14 protein-coding genes are annotated in these 18,108 nt (G+C 69.1%); 7 read left to right on the forward strand and 7 right to left on the reverse strand.

Annotation, left to right across the window (positions count from 1 at the left end; all coding sequences use genetic code 11):
* From ACWGO0_RS24815 to ACWGO0_RS24840, 6 genes are all read left to right on the forward strand, one after another.
* Positions 1-1,002 (forward strand): carbohydrate ABC transporter permease, encoded by a 1,002-nt coding sequence (locus tag ACWGO0_RS24815; RefSeq protein WP_453539043.1) that lies wholly within the window; start codon positions 1-3, stop codon positions 1,000-1,002.
* The gene (locus tag ACWGO0_RS24820; RefSeq protein ID WP_453539046.1) at positions 999-1,844 is read left to right on the forward strand and encodes a carbohydrate ABC transporter permease; all 846 of its coding nucleotides are present in this window, start codon (positions 999-1,001) and stop codon (positions 1,842-1,844) included. Before ACWGO0_RS24815 ends, ACWGO0_RS24820 begins: the two co-directional genes overlap by 4 nt.
* Before the next feature lie 90 nt (positions 1,845-1,934).
* Positions 1,935-3,137 (forward strand): glycoside hydrolase family 1 protein, encoded by a 1,203-nt coding sequence (locus ACWGO0_RS24825; RefSeq protein WP_453539049.1) that lies wholly within the window; start codon positions 1,935-1,937, stop codon positions 3,135-3,137.
* 252 nt (positions 3,138-3,389) lie between these two features.
* Positions 3,390-4,862 (forward strand): glucoamylase family protein, encoded by a 1,473-nt coding sequence (locus tag ACWGO0_RS24830; RefSeq protein WP_453539052.1) that lies wholly within the window; start codon positions 3,390-3,392, stop codon positions 4,860-4,862.
* A 107-nt stretch (positions 4,863-4,969) separates the two neighbouring features.
* Positions 4,970-7,069 (forward strand): TPM domain-containing protein, encoded by a 2,100-nt coding sequence (locus ACWGO0_RS24835; RefSeq protein ID WP_453539054.1) that lies wholly within the window; start codon positions 4,970-4,972, stop codon positions 7,067-7,069.
* Positions 7,070-7,210: 141 nt separating this feature from the next.
* A complete protein-coding gene (locus ACWGO0_RS24840) occupies positions 7,211-7,921 on the forward strand; it encodes a PspA/IM30 family protein (protein WP_453539057.1) in 711 nt (236 codons plus the stop codon).
* A gap of 60 nt (positions 7,922-7,981) precedes the next feature.
* Here the strand turns inward: ACWGO0_RS24840 and ACWGO0_RS24845 are convergent, their stop codons facing one another.
* The 6 genes from ACWGO0_RS24845 to ACWGO0_RS24870 all read right to left on the reverse strand — a co-directional run bounded on the left by ACWGO0_RS24845 (position 7,982) and on the right by ACWGO0_RS24870 (position 14,862).
* A complete protein-coding gene (locus tag ACWGO0_RS24845) occupies positions 7,982-10,546 on the reverse strand; it encodes a SpoIIE family protein phosphatase (protein ID WP_453539174.1) in 2,565 nt (854 codons plus the stop codon).
* 193 nt (positions 10,547-10,739) lie between these two features.
* Complete coding sequence (locus ACWGO0_RS24850; protein ID WP_453539060.1) at positions 10,740-11,195, reverse strand: ATP-binding protein; 456 nt, start codon at positions 11,193-11,195, stop codon at positions 10,740-10,742.
* A gap of 142 nt (positions 11,196-11,337) precedes the next feature.
* A complete protein-coding gene (locus ACWGO0_RS24855; protein ID WP_453539063.1) occupies positions 11,338-11,742 on the reverse strand; it encodes a (deoxy)nucleoside triphosphate pyrophosphohydrolase in 405 nt (134 codons plus the stop codon).
* 29 nt (positions 11,743-11,771) lie between these two features.
* Positions 11,772-11,972 (reverse strand): SPOR domain-containing protein, encoded by a 201-nt coding sequence (locus ACWGO0_RS24860; protein WP_453539066.1) that lies wholly within the window; start codon positions 11,970-11,972, stop codon positions 11,772-11,774.
* Between the two features lie 196 nt (positions 11,973-12,168).
* Positions 12,169-13,911, reverse strand: coding sequence for a purine-cytosine permease family protein (locus ACWGO0_RS24865; RefSeq protein ID WP_453539069.1), 1,743 nt, complete (start codon positions 13,909-13,911; stop codon positions 12,169-12,171).
* Positions 13,912-14,109: 198 nt separating this feature from the next.
* Entirely contained in the window at positions 14,110-14,862 is a 753-nt protein-coding gene (locus ACWGO0_RS24870; RefSeq protein ID WP_453539072.1) for a GntR family transcriptional regulator, read from the reverse strand.
* 241 nt (positions 14,863-15,103) lie between these two features.
* Here ACWGO0_RS24870 and ACWGO0_RS24875 point away from each other — a divergent pair, with 241 nt between their 5' ends.
* Complete coding sequence (locus ACWGO0_RS24875) at positions 15,104-16,432, forward strand: glycoside hydrolase family 18 protein (protein ID WP_453539075.1); 1,329 nt, start codon at positions 15,104-15,106, stop codon at positions 16,430-16,432.
* A gap of 97 nt (positions 16,433-16,529) precedes the next feature.
* Here the strand turns inward: ACWGO0_RS24875 and ACWGO0_RS24880 are convergent, their stop codons facing one another.
* On the reverse strand, positions 16,530-18,104 hold the full coding sequence (locus ACWGO0_RS24880; RefSeq protein WP_453539078.1) for a S8 family peptidase: 1,575 nt from the start codon (positions 18,102-18,104) through the stop codon (positions 16,530-16,532).
* Between the last annotated feature and the right edge of the window lie 4 nt (positions 18,105-18,108).

The following is an 18,108-nucleotide window of genomic DNA, read 5'->3' on the forward strand; positions in this document are numbered from 1 at the left end:
ATGGGCACCACGACCGGAAAGGCCGCGCAGCCGGCCAAGGTGACGGCCGGGCCGGGGACATCCCAGTCCCCGGCCGCCGGGCCCGGGAACCGCCAGGGTCGCCGAGGTCGCAAGAAGGCTTCGATGGGCGTGCAGAACGCGGCCGGCTGGCTGTTCTCCACTCCCTTCCTCGTCATCTTCACCGTCTTCATGGCGTTCCCCATCCTGGCCACGCTGCTGATGAGCTTCACGGACTTCGGGCTGCGCAACGTCACTCGCCCGCTGGACGCGAACTTCATCGGCTTCGAGAACTACGTGAAGCTGTTCAGCGACGAGCGGTTCCTCAAGTCGCTCTTCAACACGGCGTACTTCGTGGTCATCGGTGTCCCCCTGACGATTGGTCTCGGACTGGTCGTCGCCGTACTGCTGAACAATGGCATCGACCGGGCGCGGACCTTCTTCCGCGTCGGTTTCTACGCCCCGGTGGTCACGACCATCGTCGCGGTCGCCGTGGTCTGGCGGTTCGTGCTCGACCCGAGTGACGGGCTGATCGCGGGCCTCTTCTCCGAAGTGGGTCTCACCTCGCCGGACTTCCTCGGTTCGGAGACGCTCGCCATGCCCTCGATGATCGCGATGGCAGTCTGGCGCAACGTCGGCACGGTCATGGTGCTCTTCATCGCGGGTCTGCAGGCCATTCCCACCGAGGTCCGGGAAGCCGCCAAGCTCGACGGCGCCGGCGCCTGGCAGGAGTTCCGCGGCATCACGGTGCCCCTGCTGCGGCCCACGCTGCTCTACGCCACGGTGATCACCACCATCGGCTACCTCAACGTCTTCGAGGAACCGTTCGTGATGACGCAGGGCGGGCCTTCCGACTCCACCCTCACCGTCTCGCTGAACATGTACCGCGAGGGATTCAACTTCTTCCACATGGGCTATGCGAGCGCCATGGCGTATGTCCTCTTCGTAGTGATCATGGGCATCACCGTGCTCCAGCTCCGACTGCTGAAGGACAACACCAAATGAGCACGCCGGTGAGGAAGCCCGCGAACCTGAAGCGCCCGCTCGTCTATGTCCTGCTCTCTCTCGGCCTGCTGGTCATGTCGGCGCCGTTCCTCTGGATGGGCCTCTCGGCCTTCAAGACGACGAGTGAACTGTCGGCCAGCCCACCGGTGTGGATTCCGACCGAGTGGACCCTGGACAACTTCCGGGAACTGCTCGACAAGCTGGACCTGCCGCTGTACTTCATGAACTCCGTGATCGTGGCGGTGCTGGTCACCGTCTCGAACCTGGTGTTCTGCTCGATGCTCGGCTACGCACTGGCCAAGCTGAACTTCGTCGGCCGGAACAAGATCTTCGGTCTGGTCCTCGGGGCCCTGATGGTCCCCGGCAACCTGATGCTGCTGCCGCTCTTCGTGCTGATGAGCAAGCTCCAGCTGATCGACTCGTACGCAGGTCTGGTGCTGCCCTTCGCCGCAGGCGCCTTCGGGGTCTTCCTGATGCGGCAGTTCATGCAGTCGATCCCGGACGAGCTGCTGGAAGCGGCCCGGATGGACGGCGCCGGTGAGTGGTACATCTTCTGGCGCATCGTGATGCCGCTGGTGAAGCCCGCCCTCGCGACGCTGTCGATCTTCACGTTCCTCGGTTCCTGGAACAACTTCGTCTGGCCGCTCATCGCGACCAACGACCCGGACAAATACACGCTCCCGGTGGCGCTCGCGACGTTCGCCACGGACCCCAACAAGGCCGGTGGCTCCAACGGCATGCTGATGGCCGGAGCCTTCCTGGTCGTGCTGCCGGTGCTGGTCCTGTTCATCGCACTGCAGCGGCACTTCACCCAGGGCATCGCCACAGCGGGCATGAAGTAGCCCGCCCGGGCAGCCCCCCGAACACGTACGAGACCGCACCCCGCACCACCGGCGGTCACACCCCTTCACGCACCAGAAAGACATTCCGCGATGACGCACACCCCGGTCCCGTTCCCCGAAGGCTTCCTGTGGGGTGCCTCCACAGCCGCCCACCAGATCGAGGGCAACAACACCAACAGCGACTGGTGGGTCAAGGAACACACCACCGGCACCCACATCCAGGAGCCCAGCCTGGACGCCTGCGACAGCTACCACCGCTGGCGCGAGGACATGGACACGCTGGCCGGACTGGGCTTCACCGACTACCGCTTCTCCATCGAGTGGGCGCGCATCGAGCCGGCCGAGGGCCATTTCTCCCGGGCCGAGCTCGCCCACTACCGCCGCATGGTCGAGGGCGCCATCGAGCGCGGTCTGCGCCCGATGATCACGCTGCACCACTTCACCGTGCCGCAGTGGTTCGAGGCTCGTGGCGGCTGGACCGCCGAGGGGGCCACCGAGCTCTTCGCCCGGTACGTGGCGGCCTGCGCACCGGTGATCTCCGAAGGCGTCAGCCACGTCTGCACCATCAACGAGCCCAACATGATCGCGGTGATGGCCGGTCTGGCCAAGCTCGGCGACATCGGCTTCCCTCCGGCCGGACTTCCGACTCCGGACGAAGAGACCACCGACGCCGTCATCGCCGCCCACCACGCGGCCGTGAAGGAGGTACGGGCGATCGACGCGGGCATCCAGGTCGGCTGGACAATCGCCAACCAGGTCTACCAGGCGCTTCCCGGCGCGGAGGACGTCACCGCGGCCTACCGTCACCCGCGCGAGGACGTCTTCATCGAGGCGGCGCGGGGCGACGACTGGATCGGTGTGCAGTCCTACACCCGCACCAAGATCGGCCCCGAGGGCCCGATCCCGGCGCCCGACGACGTCGAGCGCACGCTCACGCAGTGGGAGTACTACCCCTCCGCCGTCGGCCACGCCCTGCGCCACACCGCCGAGGTCATCGGCAGCGACATGCCGCTCATCGTCACGGAGAACGGCATCGCCACCTCCGACGACACCCGCCGCGCCGACTACTACGCCGGTGCGCTCAACGAGGTCGCCTCCGCGCTGGAGGACGGCCTCAACATCCAGGGCTACCTGGCGTGGAGCGCGCTCGACAACTACGAGTGGGGCTCGTTCAAGCCGACCTTCGGCCTGATCGCCGTCGACCTCGAGACCTTCGAGCGCACCGCCCGGCCTTCGGCCGTATGGCTCGGCTCTCTCGGGCGCAGCCGGGAGCTGCCGCGCATCGCCGGCTGATGCCGGCCACAGGACAGGGAGCCACCTGACGGCTCCCTCGCGTGCGGGAGCCGTCGGAACCTGACGACCGCCGGCTCCCGCACCGCACCACCCGGGCCCGCGCCCCAGCCCGCCGGGAATCAGCAGGCGGGCGAGCCCGGACCACTGCCTCCGGGCAGACCGCGAACGCACAAGGGCGCTCCGCGCCTTCAAGGCCAACGAACGAATTCTGCCCACCGCTCTTACGCGGTGGCTCTTCTTCGAGGGGTTCTCATGGACCGTCGCACATTCCTCACCGCCGCGGGTACCGGGGCTGCCGCCCTGTCGCTCGGAGCCGTATCCGCGCCTTCCGCAAGCGCCGCTCATCCTGTTCATGCCTTTGATACACCGCAACTGCTGCGCTGGTTCCGCGATACGTACCGCTCGATCGAGGCGATGACGACCGACTTCGGTCTCGCCACCGACAAGATCGATGTCAGCGGCCCCGGCGCCCCCGTCCAGTCGCGCCAGACCTCGCCCACCAATATCGGCTGCGGACTCTGGTCGACGGTCGCCGCCGCCGGCCTCGGCGTGATCAGCGAATCGTCGATGCGCCAGAAACTGACGCGCACCGTCTCCGCCGTGGAGAAGCTGGAGCGCCACCACGGCTTCTGGCTGAACTGGTACGACGCCCACGACGGCTCGGTCCTGACCGAGTGGCCGGGCACCGGCGACCCCGTCCGCCCGTTCCTCTCCTCCGTCGACAACGCCTGGCTCGTCACCGGCCTGCGGATCGCGGCCGACGCCGAGCCCTCGCTGCGTCCTCGCATCGAGCGCATCCTGGCCACGGCCGACTGGTCCTACTACTACACGCCCTACGATCCCGCCGATCCGGTCGCCGGCCCCGGCCAGCTCCGCGGCGGCTTCTGGCCCGACACCGAAGAACCCACCGGACACCACTACGGCGCGCTGAACACCGAGCCGCGCATGGCCAGTTACCTCGGGATCGCGGACGGCTCGCTGCCATCGGACCATTACTGGCACATGCTGCGCACGATGCTTCCCGAGCACGGACAGGAGCAGTCGCCGCAGGGCAGTTACGTCGCGATGGACGGCGTACGGGTCTGGCAGGGGCACTACACCCACGGTGGCCGGAAGATCGTCCCCACCTGGGGCGGTTCGATGTTCGAGGCGCTGATGGTGCCGCTGTTCGTACCGGAACCGGAGTGGTCGCCCGGCTCCTGGGGCCGCACCCACCAGCGCTACGTCCGCAGCCAGATCGAGCACGGGATGAAAGAGGCGCGGTACGGATACTGGGGCTTCTCCCCCGCCAACATCCCCGAGGGCGGATACCAGGAGTACGGCGTAGACGCGCTGGGCATGCAGGTCGACGGCTACGCGTCCAACACCGACCGTACGTACACCACGGACGGTGCGCCGCTGCCGCCTCCGTCCGCCTTCATCAACGGCGTGGTCACACCGCACGCCTCGTTCCTGGCACTGCCGTACGCCCCCCAGGAGGCCGTGGCCAACCTGCACGCCCTCGACCGCGACTTCGGCGCGTACCACGAGGGTCTCGGGTTCCGGGACTCCGTCAATGTCGGCACCGGCCGGGTCAGCGACTTCATGCTGGCTCTGGATCAGGGCATGATCACGGCGGCTCTGGCCCAGGCGATCCGGCCGGGCCTGCTCCAGCGCCCGTTCCGGACCGGCGGCTTCCGTACGCGGGTGCGTCCGCTGCTCGCCAAGGAGCGCTTCAGCATCTGATCCGCGCCGGAGGCGACCCGGAGGCTCTGCCGGGCGCCTCCGGGTCGCGGAGCCGGAATACGGGACATAGCCTCCCAAATGTGATGCCGCCTGCGAGTCGTACCCGGATGTCCGGATCCGGCAGAGCCCTGCTCACCGCACTGATCGCGGTGTGCTGGCTGCTGCTGCCCCCCATGCCGACCGCACACGCCGACGACCCCGTCACCCTGTCCCGCGACGGGCAGATCACCGACAAGGTGGGGGCGGTCGGCGACCGCGACCAGCCCGTGGAGGACGCGCTCGACTCGCTCTTCGACGAGCACCGCGTCCAGCTCTTCGTCGTGTACGTACGAGACTTCTCCGGCCGGTCCGCGCAGACCTGGGCCGATGAGACGGCCAACCGCAACGGCCTCGGCCAGGAGGACGTCCTGCTGGCCGTGGCCACGCACGACCGGCAGTACGCCTATTCGGTCGACGCGGGTTCGCGGCTCACGGATGCACAGCTGCAGGACGTGGCGAGCACCGCCATCGAACCCGCCCTCGCGGCGAACGACTGGGCGGGCGCCGCCATCGGAGCCGCCAACGGCTACTCCGCGGTGCTGGCAGGGCAGTCCGTGCCCACCCCCACGCTCACTCCCGGTGCCGCCGATCCCGGAACGGGCAGTTCCGACGGCAGCAGCGCCGGGAACCTGATCCTGCCGGCGGCGCTCGTCGGCGGGGCGGGTGCGGTCGCCGTGTACGCCTACACGCGGCGCAAGCGACGCGCTTCGGGCCGTACCACCCCTGCCGCGACCGGCTGGGGCTCAGGGGCGGCGGCCGAGGCCGAGCCGCCGACTCCGCTGCCGGAGCTCGACGCGCAGGCCAAGGAAGTGCTGGTGGACACCGATGACGCGGTGCGCACGAGCGAGGAAGAACTCGGCTTTGCCACCGCTCAGTTCGGGGAAGAGGCCGCCGTCCCGTTCACGGAGGCCGTCACCCATGCCAAGACGGAGCTGACGGCCGCGTTCCGGTTGCGTCAGCAGCTCGACGACGCGTTCCCGGAGGACGACGCGGCCCGCCGCCGGATGCTCGACGAGATCATCAGCCGCTGCGCGGATGCCAACGAACGCCTGGACACCGTGTCGGAGGACTTCGACCGGCTCCGGGCCCTCGAACGCACCGCTCCGCAGGCCCTGGCCACAGCGGAGGCGGCCTTCCGCGAGCTCACGGGACGGATCTCCACGGCGGAGGCGACCCTCACGGCCATGAGCAGCCGTTACGCGGAATCGGCCGCCGCACCCGTGGCGAGCGGCATCGAACAGGCCAAGGACCGGCTCCTCTTCGCGACGTCCAGCCTCAACGAGGCCCGCCAGGCCGTGGACGGCGGGGACAACTCCAAAGCCGCGGTGTACGTACGGGCGGCCGAGGGCGCGGTCGGACAGGCGGCCACACTCGTCGACGCCGTGGACCGGCGCGCCAAGGAACTCGCCGAGGCCGCGGGCAGGCTGCCGGCCTCGCTCACCGAGACCGAGACGGACCTTGCGGACGCCGGCGGGCTCCTCCAAGGAACGTCCGAGGGGGTGTCGACCGCCGATCTGCGCGGCCGGATCGCCCGCGCGCAGGCGGTGCTCGACGACGTACGGGCGGAAGTGGCGGCCGGTCCGTACGACCCCATCGACGCGCTGCGCAGGGTCGAGGAGGCGGACGCCGCGCTGGACGAGGCGCTGGCAGGGGCCCGTGAACAGGAGCAGGGAACTCTCCGGGCCCGGTCGCTCCTCGATCAGGCGATGCTCACCGCACGATCGACGATCGGCGCAGCGGCCGACTACATCACCACGCACCGGGGTGCCGTGGGCAGCCAGGCCCGCACCCGGCTCGCGGAGGCCCAGCGGCGGTGGGAACGGGCCGGGGAACTGGCGGGGGCGGACGATCCGCAGGGGGCACTGGCCGAGGCGCAGCAGGCGGACGCGCTGGCCGGTCAGGCGCAGAGCCTGGCGGAGCAGGACGTGCGGAGCTACGGGAACCAGGGCGGACCGGGCGGTGTACAAGGAGGTGGCGGCGGGATGAGCGGGGCGGTGCTGGGCGGGATCATCCTCGGCGGGCTCTTCGGCGGCGGAGGCGGCCGGGGTGGAGGCGGTGGCTTCGGAGGGGGATTCGGGGGTTCCGGTGGTGGGGGGTTCGGTGGCGGGCCCGGCAGCTTCGGCGGCGGGGGCACTCGGGGCCGGCGAGGCGGCGGCGGACGCTTCTGACCGGTCGTCCGCACCTTCGTCCACAGTTCGCAGTTCGCAGTTCGCAGTCATCCGTAGTTCGCAGTCCGTAGTCCGCGTTCGCAGTCGTCGTTCTTCGTCGTTCGTTCTTCGTCGTTCGTTCTTCACCCAAGGAGAGGTGCCATGACCAAGCAGACCATCCTCGGCCGCGTCACTCAGCTGGCGAAGGCCAACATCAACGCCCTGCTGGATCAGGCCGAGGACCCGCAGAAGATGCTGGACCAGCTGATCCGCGACTACACGAGCAATATCGCGGAGGCCGAACAGGCGGTGGCCGCCACCATCGGGAACCTCCGCCTGATGGAGCAGGACCACCGGGAGGATGTCGACGCTGCCAGGGAGTGGGGTCAGAAGGCCCTCTCCGCCAGCAAGAAGGCCGACGAACTGCGTGGCGCAGGCTCGGCCGCCGAGGCGGACAAGTTCGACAACCTCGCGAAGGTCGCGCTGGGCCGCCAGCTCCAGGCGGAGAAGGAGGCGAAAACCGCGGAGCCGACCATCGCCTCCCAGACAACCGTGGTCGACAAGCTCAAGACCGGCCTCGACCAGATGAAGACCAAGCTGACGGAGCTGAAGTCCAAGCGCGACGAGCTCGTGGCACGCGCCAAGTCCGCGCAGGCGCAGAACCAGATGATGGACGCGGTGAAGAACATCGACGTCCTCGACCCGACCAGCGAGCTCAGCCGCTTCGAGGACAAGGTGCGGCGGGAGGAGGCCAGGGCCGTGGGCAAGCAGGAGCTCGCCGCGTCGTCGCTGGACGCCCAGTTCGAGCAACTGGACAGCCTGGGCGACAGCGCCGAGGTCGAAGCCCGCCTCGCTGCCCTGAAGGTCTCCTGAAGGTTCCCTCAAGCGTTCCGAGGTGTCCTGAAGGTGTCCCGAGGGGGGTTCAGCACATGCTCAGTACATGCTCAGCAGTTGCTCGACCGAGAGCTCGGCGGCGGGCGCTCCGTCCGGCAGAGCCAGTTCGAACCAGACCGTCTTGCCGCGCGGTGTCCGCCTCGAACCCCACGCCGCGCTCAGCAGGCCGACCAGTTGCAGCCCGCGTCCGCCCTCGTCGGTGTCACGGGCCCGGCGTCGCCGGGGCTGGACGAGGCCCGCGTCCCATACCTCGCACACGAGCGTACGGTCGCGCAGCAGCCTGAGCCGGATCTCGCCCTCGCCGTACCGGAGCCCGTTGGTGACGAGTTCGCTGACGAGTAGTTCGGTGGTGTCCACCAGGTCGTCCAGGCCCCAGGCGAGCAGTTGCGTGCGGGCCAGTTCGCGGGCACGGCCGACGGAGCGCAGTTCGCGCGGCAGGGTCCAGTCGCCGATCGCGTCCGCCGGCAGACCCTGGATGCGGGCCATCAGCAGCGCTATGTCGTCCTCGCCGTGGCGTGTGTCCAGCGTCGTCAGCACATGGTCACAGACGTCCTCCAGCGGCCGGACGGGTGAGGTGAGCGCCTCGCGGAGGGCTTCCAGACCCTCGTCGAGCGGGTGGTCGCGGGATTCGACGAGGCCGTCCGTGTAGAGGGCGAGGAGGGCGCCCTCCTTGAGCTCCACCTCGACCTCCTCGAAGGGTTCGCCGCCGACGCCGAGCGGCATCCCAGGGGGGACGTCGAGCAGCATGGCCGGTTCGCCCGGTTCGACCACGGCAGGAGGGAGGTGACCGGCGTTGGCGAACGTGCACCGGCGGGTGACCGGGTCGTAGACGGCGTACACGCAGGTCGCGAGATAGACCTCGGAGAGATCCGCCTCGCGGGACTTGTGGGCGGCCCGCGAGGGCCACTGGGCGCCGCCGCCTCCGCCGAAGCCGTCGCTCCGGTCGCCGCCTCCGGGGGTGCCGAGGCCGCGGGCGACCTCGTCGAGTGCGGAGAGCACCTCCGCGGGTTCCAGGTCGAGGAGGGCCAGGGTTCTCACAGCGGTGCGCAGCTCTCCCATGGCGACAGCGGCCCGAAGCCCGCGGCCCATGACATCGCCGACGACGAGGGCGGTGCGGTGGCCGGGTAGTTCGATCACGTCGAACCAGTCGCCGCCGACCTCGGTGGCCGTATTGCCGGGCAGATAGCGGCAGGCGATGTCGAGGCCCGCGGCCTCGGGGTCGCCCGGGGGAAGCAGGCTGCGCTGGAGGATCAGGGCGCGCTCGTGCTCGCGGCGGTAGAGGCGGGCGTTGTCGATACAGACGGCGGCCCGGGCAGCCAGCTCGGTGGCCAGTGCCCGGTCCCGCTCGCCGAACGATTCGCTGCCCTTCGTCCTGGAGAACCGGACGAGACCGACAACCGTGTCGTGGGCGACCATCGGGACGGCGAGCGTGGAGTGGACGAAGCTGTTGTCGTCGCCGGGCACGTCCTCGATGTGCCCGGTGCGCAGGGCAACGGCACACGGCGAGTTGAACGGATAGCGGTGGACGGAGCCGAGGGCCGGCGGGCCTGTGCCCCCGTCCGGTGGGCAGCACTCCGGTGCGGTGGCCGACAGCGCGTCGGACACGGCGCTGGCCATGGCTACCCGGCGCAGTTCGGCCGAGCCGCCGGACTCGTGGTCGCCCGGACCCCAACTTCCCGGTGGAGCCTCCTCCCCCGTGAGCAGCCCCTGGTACAGGTCGACGGAAGCGAGGTCACAGAAGCCGGGCACGGCGACGTCGAGGAGTTCGCGTGCGGTGGTCTCCAGGTCCAGGGAGTTGCCGATGCGCGCGCCGGCCTCGTTGAGGAGGGCGAGGTTGCGGCGGGCGCTGGCCGCGTCACGGGCGGCCAGGTGCCTGCGGGTGACATCGGTGGCCAGTCCCGCGACACCGACGGGCCGCCCGGCCCCGCTGTGGACCCGGTAGAGGTTCATCGACCAGTGCCGGCTGTCACCGGCGCCGGGTGCGTTGCCCACCAGTTGGAGGTCGGTGACGGATTCCCCGGTCTCCAGCACGCGCTTCAGGGTGCGGGAGAGCCGGTCGGCCTCGGGGCCTGCGAGGTAGTCGTCGACCGTGCGCCCGCGATGGTCGTCGGCCTCCCCGCCGAAGACGGTGGCGAACCGCTGGTTGGCCCGCACGACCGTGAAGTCCGTACCGAACAGCACGAAGCCGAAAGGAGATTGGCCGAATATTGCCTGTGATGCCGCAAGGTCCGTTTCGATCAGGCGCAGCGCCCGGACATCGACGACGATGCAGAGCGCGGCCCGCTCGCCGGTCGCCGTCTCGCTCGGCATGACATAGATCTCGGCGACGCCGTGCGCGCCGTCCTCACCCGGCATCCGGAACGGGACGAAGCCCGTCCATTCCTTGCCGTCGAGGATTTCCGCGACCCTCCGACGGCCGTCGTCGCGGAGCTCGGCGGGCATGAACGCCTCGACCGGGTCCCTGCCCACCACCTCGTCGGAGGCCATGCCGAACAGACCGGCGGCGCGCCGGCTCCACTGCTCGATCAGCCCGTCGGGCCCGATCGAGAAGGAGGCGATCCTGACGTAGTCATAGATCGAGCCAGGTGGGCTGCTCTGCCACACGATGTCGCCCGCTGTCCCAGGTATCTCGCTCACGCGACCGTCCCCTCCAGCTCACACACCGGACCGGTCCTGCCCGCAGTATTCAGCACTACGGCCCCTACCGACACGGCGTTCACGATCACAGCAAGGTCTCAGTCCCTTTCAGCCAGGTTCTGCCCGACCTCTGGTGATCGCTGTGCGTCCCACCCCACTCCTAACCAGGGAGAGCCAGCTCGAACCACACCGTCTTGCCGTTCTTTCCCCGACGGGTCCCCCAGCGGCGCGCGGAACAAGCCACCAGCTGCAGTCCTCGCCCCCCTTCGTCGTCGGGTCCGGCACTGCGTTCGGTGGGCACATCCGGAAGCGGATCGGAGACTTCCACCAGCAGTCCGGGAGGAGCGGCCGCCCCGGGCCGACCGGAGCTGCCGGCCTCGGGAACACCATCGGGACGGGGCCTCACCAGCCGTACGCCGATGGGCCCGGAGGCGTAACGCAGGGAATTGGTCACCAGTTCGCTGACGAGCAGTTCGGTGACATCGGCGAGTGCGCCGTCGAGCCCCCACGAGCGCAAGGCGTCACGGACCGCGTGCCGGGCGCTGCGCACGGACCCCGGTACCGCCGGAAACGTCCACGCGGCACAGTCGCCCTCGGTGTCGATCACGCCGATCACTTCCCAAGACCAGAAATGGGGCGTTCCCCCAAAGAAAGGGGAATATTCACCACATACCCGTCATTCAGTACGAGCTACCGCCCGAGGCGGCGCATAGGGCGTACGGGTGTACGCCGGGCGCACCCTCGGAGGCGGTGAACGCTCAGCGGTGGGCGGCGGCGCGGAGGAGAAGCGCCGCTTCGGCCACGGCGGGCCGGTCCTGGTCCAGCCAGTCGACCGTGTCCACCTCGTCGGGCCCGAGCCACCGCAACTCGTCATGGTCCTGAAGGGCGCAGGGCTCACCGGACACCAGGCTCACCGTCCACACCTGGAGCACATATCCGGGCTTGAGCGGCCACTCGCCGGGAATGCGGTCCAGCGCCCGCGATTCCACACCCAGCTCCTCGCGGAGCTCCCGCACGAGCGCCTGTTCGCCGCTCTCCCCCGGCTCCACCTTGCCGCCGGGCAGCTCCCAGCGGCCCGCCAGCTCGGGCGGGGCGCTGCGGCGGGCGGCCAGCAGCCGTCCCTGGTCGAAGACGGCGCCGGCCACCACCACGGAAGCGTTCATACGCGGGAGCGTAGCCGCCGCGACCGGCCCTACGGGCGGGCGGTCTGCCCTATGCGCTCCACCCAGTACAACTGCTTGTGTCCGCGACTGTCGAGGCCGTCCGCGATCTTCTGGGCCTCGTCCTGCGTGGCATATCTGCCGACGCGGTAGCGGTTTCCGTTGTCGTCCTGCCGTATCACCAGCCAGGGGAGCACGGCGCCGCTGTCGCTCATCGTGTCCCTCCCGAGCATGTTGCCCCTCTCCCCACCGGAGTGCACGTCTCTAAGGATCCCCAGGAAACCGCAGTACGCATATGCCCGAGCCTACGCCTGACCTTTACTCAGCGGATGCGTCTTTACACAAAGAGATACGCATCCAGCCATGCGTGCAGGGGCGCACCCGCCCGGATGCGCCCCCTCGGGCTTCCCACCGGCCTTCCCACGCCCGTCAGTCCGCCGTACGCACCCCAGGCACCGCAGGCATCGCAGGCATCGCAGGCATCGGCAGCGGAACCGGTCCGGCCGACGGCTCCTTGCGGCAGACGTCTCCGCACTCCGCGTCCAGCGAGCAGCACAGCGAGCAGATCGGCCCCGCCTGGACCGGGCAGTCCGCGATGTCCGGCAGCTCGTACGCGGTCTCGCACACCGCGCACGTGTGGGTCGCGGTGATGTCGGCGACCTCGATGCCGGGCCCATTCACCGGGTTCGGGCGGGCCAGGTAGTACTTCCCCTTGGTGACCCAGGCGATCAACGGGCAGAGCACGAGAGACAGTCCGGCCGCGATGAAGGTCGAGAACGCTTCCGCGTACTCCCCGAACAGTCCGAAGAACGCCAGGATCGAGACGGTCGAGGCGATCACCATCGCCCCGAATCCGGCCGGGTTGACCGCGTACAGATAGGCCCGCTTGAACTCGATGTACGGCGGACTGAGCCCGATCCGCTTGTTGATGACCAGGTCGGCGGCGACGGCCACGATCCAGGCGATGCCCACGTTGGAGTAGAAGCCCAGCAGCTTGTTGAGGGCCGCGAACATGTTCATCTCCATCAGCGTGAGCGCGATGGCGAGGTTGAGGAAGATGTACCAGACCCGGCCCGGGTGCTTGTGGGTGATCCGGGAGAAGAAGTTCGACCAGGACAGCGAGCCGCTGTAGGCATTGGTCACATTGATCTTGATCTGCGAAACGATCACGAAGATCGCGGCGGCCGGGAGGGCGAAGGAGCCGAGCCACGGCTTCAGTGCCTCGATCTGCGGCGCGATCGGCTCCAGGGCGTGCGTCTTGCCGACCGCCTCCAGGGCGACGAAGGCGAGCAGCGCACCGCCGAGCTGCTTCGCGGCGCCGATGATGACCCAGCCGGGCCCGGCCGCGAGGACGGCCAGGTTCCACCGCCGCTTGTTGGCCTCCGTCTTGGCGGGCATGAAGCGCAGATAGTCGGCCTGTTCACCGATCTGGGCGATGAGTGACAGGGCGACGCCCGTACCGAGCCCGAAGGCGATCCAGGAGAAGCCCGATCCGGCACCCTCCGTACCGCCGAAGGAGGCGAAGTCGCCCCAGGCGTCGGGTGCTTCGAAGGCGAGGACCACGAACGGCAGCACCATGCCGATGATCCAGACCGGCTGCGTCCACGCCTGCACCTTGGCGAGTGCACCCATGCCGCGGAACACGATCGGGATGACGATCAGTGTGGTGACCAGATAGCCGATCTCCACCGGCAGCCCGACGGCCTGGTGCATGGCCTGCGCCATGATCGAGCCTTCGAGCGCGAAGAAGATGAAGGTGAAGGACGCGTAGATCAGCGAGGTCAGCGTCGAGCCGAAGTAGCCGAAGCCGGCGCCCCGCGTGACCAGGTCCATGTCCAGCCCGTACTTCGCGCAGGCCCGGGCGATCGGTATGCCCGTCACGAAGATGATCACCGCGGCGGCAAGGATCGAGGCGAGCCCACTGGTGAATCCGTAGGTGAAGACGATCGAGGCGCCGATCGCGAAGTCGGCGAGATAGGCGATTCCGCCGAGCGCCGTGCCCGCGACCATCGAGGGCGACCAGCGCCGGAAGGAGTGCGGGGCGTAGCGGAGCGAGTAGTCCTCACGGCTCTCGTCGGCGGCGAGCCTGGCATAACTCCGCCTGGGCGCGCCGGAGCCCTCCGGCGTGGTCGGATCCGGCGCTTCGGCCGTGGTGGTGACTGTGTCCGTCATCGGCGGCTTCCCGTTCGTCAGTCCGGTGTGCGGGTAACGAACGGGAAGGTAGGAGCCGGACATGACAATCTATTGATGCGGGTGATTGCCCATGGGTAACGGGAACCGAGGGGGCGTTAACTCGGCGTCACGGGCGGCGGACAAGCCGTCCAGATATCGGTCACGCGACAGGAACACACCTCTGCCGGGCGGCAGAGGTCACTTGACCGGCAGGTGATAGGCGATCCGGTAGCGGTCGGCGGGCACCACCACATCCGCCGTCTCGACGGCCCGGCCCGACGCGTAATACGTACGCTCGATCACCATCACCACATGACCCGGTACGCCGCCGAGCGCCAGGAGCTCCTCCGCAAGCCCCGGCCTCGCACCGACGTCCTCGGCCACGTTGTCCACGACGACATCGATGGCCGCCATCCGGTCGACCACCCCGCAGCCGCCGAGCGGACCCTCTTCGGGCAGCATCACAGGCGTGCGCCCCGTGACGGCCAGCGGCTCCCAGGAGGTGGAGAGCATCATCGGCTCGCCCGCTTCCCGGAAGACGTATCTCGTACGCATCACCCGGTCGCCCGGTTCGATACCGAGCCGTTCGGCGATCTCCGGGCCGGCTTCCTCCTGCTCACTTCGGGACTCCCAGGTGCCGCGCGCCCCCTCCGCCGTCTGTTCCTGGCGGAAGGGATTGGCGCCGGCGCCCGTCCGGTACCCGGAGCGGGCGATGCGGCGCGGGACGGGGCGCTCGCGCACGTAGGTGCCGGAGCCGGAGCGCCCTTCGACCAGCCCCTCGGCCATCAGTACCTTGCGCGCCTCCAGGGCGACGGTGTCCGAGACTCCGTATTCCTCGCGAATACGGGCCTGCGACGGCAGGCGGGTATGGGGCGGCAGAGCGCCGTTGACGATCTTCTCTCTGAGATCGCTCGCAACGCGCAGATAGGCGGGCTGCTCACCGAAAGTCACAGGCCACTCCCAACAGGTTGACAGACTGCGACAGCGTCGCAACCGTGGGTTGTGGACCGCAAGCACTGGCCAGAGATTCACTCGAAGTGATGATTCATCGGCGGGCGACGCATACCTCGAACATCAGCACCACGGGAGTCCCGACCGGACCCTTGACCTCATTTGGTCCAGACCAATAGCTTCCTGTGCAGCACGGCTCTCACCCCCTTCCAGCCCCGGCCACCACACAGGAACGAGCCTCATGCGTCGAAGAAGCCTGTCCAGACTGACCATTGCCGCCTGCACCTTCACGCTGCTGGCCGGTGTCGCCCCCGCCGCCACGGCCGGCCCCGAGCAGGGCAAGGGACACCACAAGCCCGCGTACCGCAGCGTCGGCTACTTCACCCAGTGGGGCGTCTACGGAAGAGACTTCCAGGTCAAGGACCTGGATACCAGCGGCACCGCGGCCAAGCTCACCCACATCAACTACGCCTTCGGCAACGTGAACGCCGACGGGAAGTGCTTCACCGGCAATGTGCCCGGCGAGGCCGACGCCTGGGCCGACTACGCCCGTCCGCTGGATGGAGCGGGCTCCGTGGACGGGGTCGCCGACACCGACACCCAGCCGCTCGCCGGTAACTTCAACCAGCTGCGGGAGCTCAAGGCCAAGCACCCCGGCCTCAAGGTGATGATCTCGCTCGGCGGCTGGAGCTGGTCCACCCACTTCTCGGACGCTGCCCGGACGGCCGCCTCCCGCAAGGCACTGGTCTCCTCCTGCCTCGACCTGTACATCAAGGGCAACCTGCCCCTGGACGGGGCGCGCGGCGGCGAGGGAGCCGCGGCGGGCCTCTTCGACGGTGTGGACCTCGACTGGGAGTGGCCCGGCTCGGCCGGTGACACGGACACGGTCTACCGCCCCGAGGACAAGCAGAACTTCACCGCGCTGGTGCACGAGTTCCGCACGCAGCTCGACGCGTACGGGAAGACGAAGCGTCAGCGCTACGAGCTCTCGGCCTTCGTCCCCACCGCCCCCGCCAAGATCGACGCGGGCTTCGACGTCCGCCGGATCATGCGGGACTTCGACTTCGTGAACCTCCAGGGTTACGACTTCCACGTCTCCGGCGAGAAGACCACCGCCCAGCAGTCCGCGCTGTACGCGAAGGGCGACTTCAGCGTCGACCAGACGGTCCGCGACTGGATCAGGCGCGGCGCCCCCGCCCGCAAGCTGGTGATGGGCATGCCGTTCTACGGACAGGGCTGGACCGGTGTGACGGGCGGCGGTGACGGTCTGGGACAGCCGGCCGCGGCTCCCGCGCCCGCCACCTGGGCCGCCGGCTACGAGGACTACAAGGCCCTCAAGAAGCTGGCCGACTCGGGGGCGTACAAGATCCACCGCGATGCGAGGAACGGTCACGCCTGGCTGTTCGACGGCACCACTCTGTGGACGTACGACGATCCGCAGGTCCTGCGTGCCAAGACCTCGTACATCCGTGACCGCGGTCTCGGCGGCGCGATGTTCTGGTCGCTGGACGGGGACACGGACGACGGCGAGCTGATGACGGCCGTCGACCGCGGGCTCAACCGGCGCTAGCGGAACGCGGTGTGGGGCGGCTGCCGGTGGCAGTCGCCCCACACCTGTTCAGATCAATGCCTCACGGGAACTTCGGGATCTGAGGACTGTCAGGACCTCAGAACTGCAGAGCCCAGGAGTTGAGCCGGCCGGTGTCGGCCGCCGCGTTGTCGCTGACGCGGAGCTTCCAGGTGCCGTTGGCGACCTCCGACGAGGCGTTCACCGAGTAGGTGGTGTTCACGTTGTCGGAGCTGCCGCCCACCCCGTACGCCTTCAGGGTGTAGACCGAACCGTCGGGCGCGACCAGGTCGATCTTCAGGTCGCCGATGTAGGTGTGCGTGATGTTGACCGGGACGCTCAGCGCGGCCGGCGCGTTACCGGCGACACCGGTGACGGTGACCGGCGCCTCGACCGTGGAGTTGTCCGCGATCGCGTAACCGGTCGTGTTCTCGAACCTCGGTCCGGGCGGCGTGACCGTGCCCGTGCCGACGTTCAGCAGGCGGTTCGGCGAGCCGGTGCCCGGGTTGGTCACCACACCGGTCGAGGAGGCGGCGACGAGTCCTGCGGAGACCTGCGCCGGGGTCTTGCCCGGGTTGTCCGCGAGATAGAGGGCCGCGGCACCGGCCACGTGCGGGCTCGCCATCGACGTACCGGAGATGGTGTTGGTGGCGCTGTCGCTGGTGTTCCACGACGAGGTGATCGAGGAGCCCGGGGCGAACAGGTCCAGGACCGTGCCGTAGTTGGAGAAGCTGGAGCGGGCGTCGGTGCTGGTGGTGGAGCCGACCGTGATGGCCTCGGTGACACGCGCCGGGGACTTGGTGGAGGCGTTGGTCGACTCGTTGCCCGCCGCGACGGCGTAGGTGATGCCGGACGCGATGGAGTTGCGCACCGCGGTGTCGAGCGCGGAGTCCGCCCCGCCGCCGAGGCTCATGTTGGCGACGGCCGGCTTGACGGCGTTGGCCGTCACCCAGTCGATGCCGGCGACGACCTGCGCGGTGGTGCCCGAACCGCTGTTGTCGAGCACGCGGACGCCGACGATCTTCGCCTTCTTGGCGACGCCGTACGCCGTACCGGCGACGGTGCCCGCCACATGGGTGCCGTGGCCGTGGCCGTCCTGCGCGGTGCTGTCGTTGTCGATGGCGTCGTAGCCGTACGAGGCCCGGCCGCCGAAGTCGCTGTGGGTGATCCGTACACCGGTGTCGATGACGTACGCGGTGACGCCCTCGCCCGCCTTGTCGGGGTAGGTGTAACTCTGGTTCAGCGGGAGGGTCTTCTGGTCGATCCGGTCCAGGCCCCAGGAGGGCGGCGAGGGCTGGGTGCCCGAGATCGTGAAGGTGCGGTTCTGGACGACGGACTCGACGGCCGGGTCCGCGGCGAACTTCTTCGCCTGCGCGGCCGAGAGCTCGACGGCGTAGCCGTTGAGTGCGGCGCGGTAGGTCTTCTTGATCTCGGCGCCGTACTCCTTGGCGAGCGCCTTGCCGGACGCGGAGCCGGCGTCGGCGGCCGATTCGTCGAGGGTGACGATGTAGCTGCCGCTGATGGCGCCCGGGGCGCCGGCGTTCTCGATCCGGCCTTCCGGCGCGGCCTCGGACGCGGTGGCCGGGAAGGCCGCCGCGGTGGTGAGCGCCATCGCGGCACCGGCTATAACGCTCGCCGCGGCCAGTCTTCGACGGGTGTAGGGGGTGTGACGCATGTGA

It is taken from the genome of Streptomyces sp. NPDC055749 (assembly GCF_053617235.1).

Excerpts from the sequence above, each read along its gene's own strand:
- ACWGO0_RS24815 (WP_453539043.1), top strand. The coding sequence starts at position 1 with ATGGGCACCACGACCGGAAAGGCCGCGCAGCCGGCCAAGGTGACGGCC.
- ACWGO0_RS24820 (WP_453539046.1), top strand. The coding sequence starts at position 999 with ATGAGCACGCCGGTGAGGAAGCCCGCGAACCTGAAGCGCCCGCTCGTC.
- ACWGO0_RS24825 (WP_453539049.1), top strand. The coding sequence starts at position 1,935 with ATGACGCACACCCCGGTCCCGTTCCCCGAAGGCTTCCTGTGGGGTGCC.
- ACWGO0_RS24830 (WP_453539052.1), top strand. The coding sequence starts at position 3,390 with ATGGACCGTCGCACATTCCTCACCGCCGCGGGTACCGGGGCTGCCGCC.
- ACWGO0_RS24835 (WP_453539054.1), top strand. The coding sequence starts at position 4,970 with ATGTCCGGATCCGGCAGAGCCCTGCTCACCGCACTGATCGCGGTGTGC.
- ACWGO0_RS24840 (WP_453539057.1), top strand. The coding sequence starts at position 7,211 with ATGACCAAGCAGACCATCCTCGGCCGCGTCACTCAGCTGGCGAAGGCC.
- ACWGO0_RS24855 (WP_453539063.1), bottom strand. The coding sequence starts at position 11,742 with ATGAACGCTTCCGTGGTGGTGGCCGGCGCCGTCTTCGACCAGGGACGG.
- ACWGO0_RS24860 (WP_453539066.1), bottom strand. The coding sequence starts at position 11,972 with ATGCTCGGGAGGGACACGATGAGCGACAGCGGCGCCGTGCTCCCCTGG.
- ACWGO0_RS24865 (WP_453539069.1), bottom strand. The coding sequence starts at position 13,911 with ATGACGGACACAGTCACCACCACGGCCGAAGCGCCGGATCCGACCACG.
- ACWGO0_RS24875 (WP_453539075.1), top strand. The coding sequence starts at position 15,104 with ATGCGTCGAAGAAGCCTGTCCAGACTGACCATTGCCGCCTGCACCTTC.
- ACWGO0_RS24880 (WP_453539078.1), bottom strand. The coding sequence starts at position 18,104 with ATGCGTCACACCCCCTACACCCGTCGAAGACTGGCCGCGGCGAGCGTT.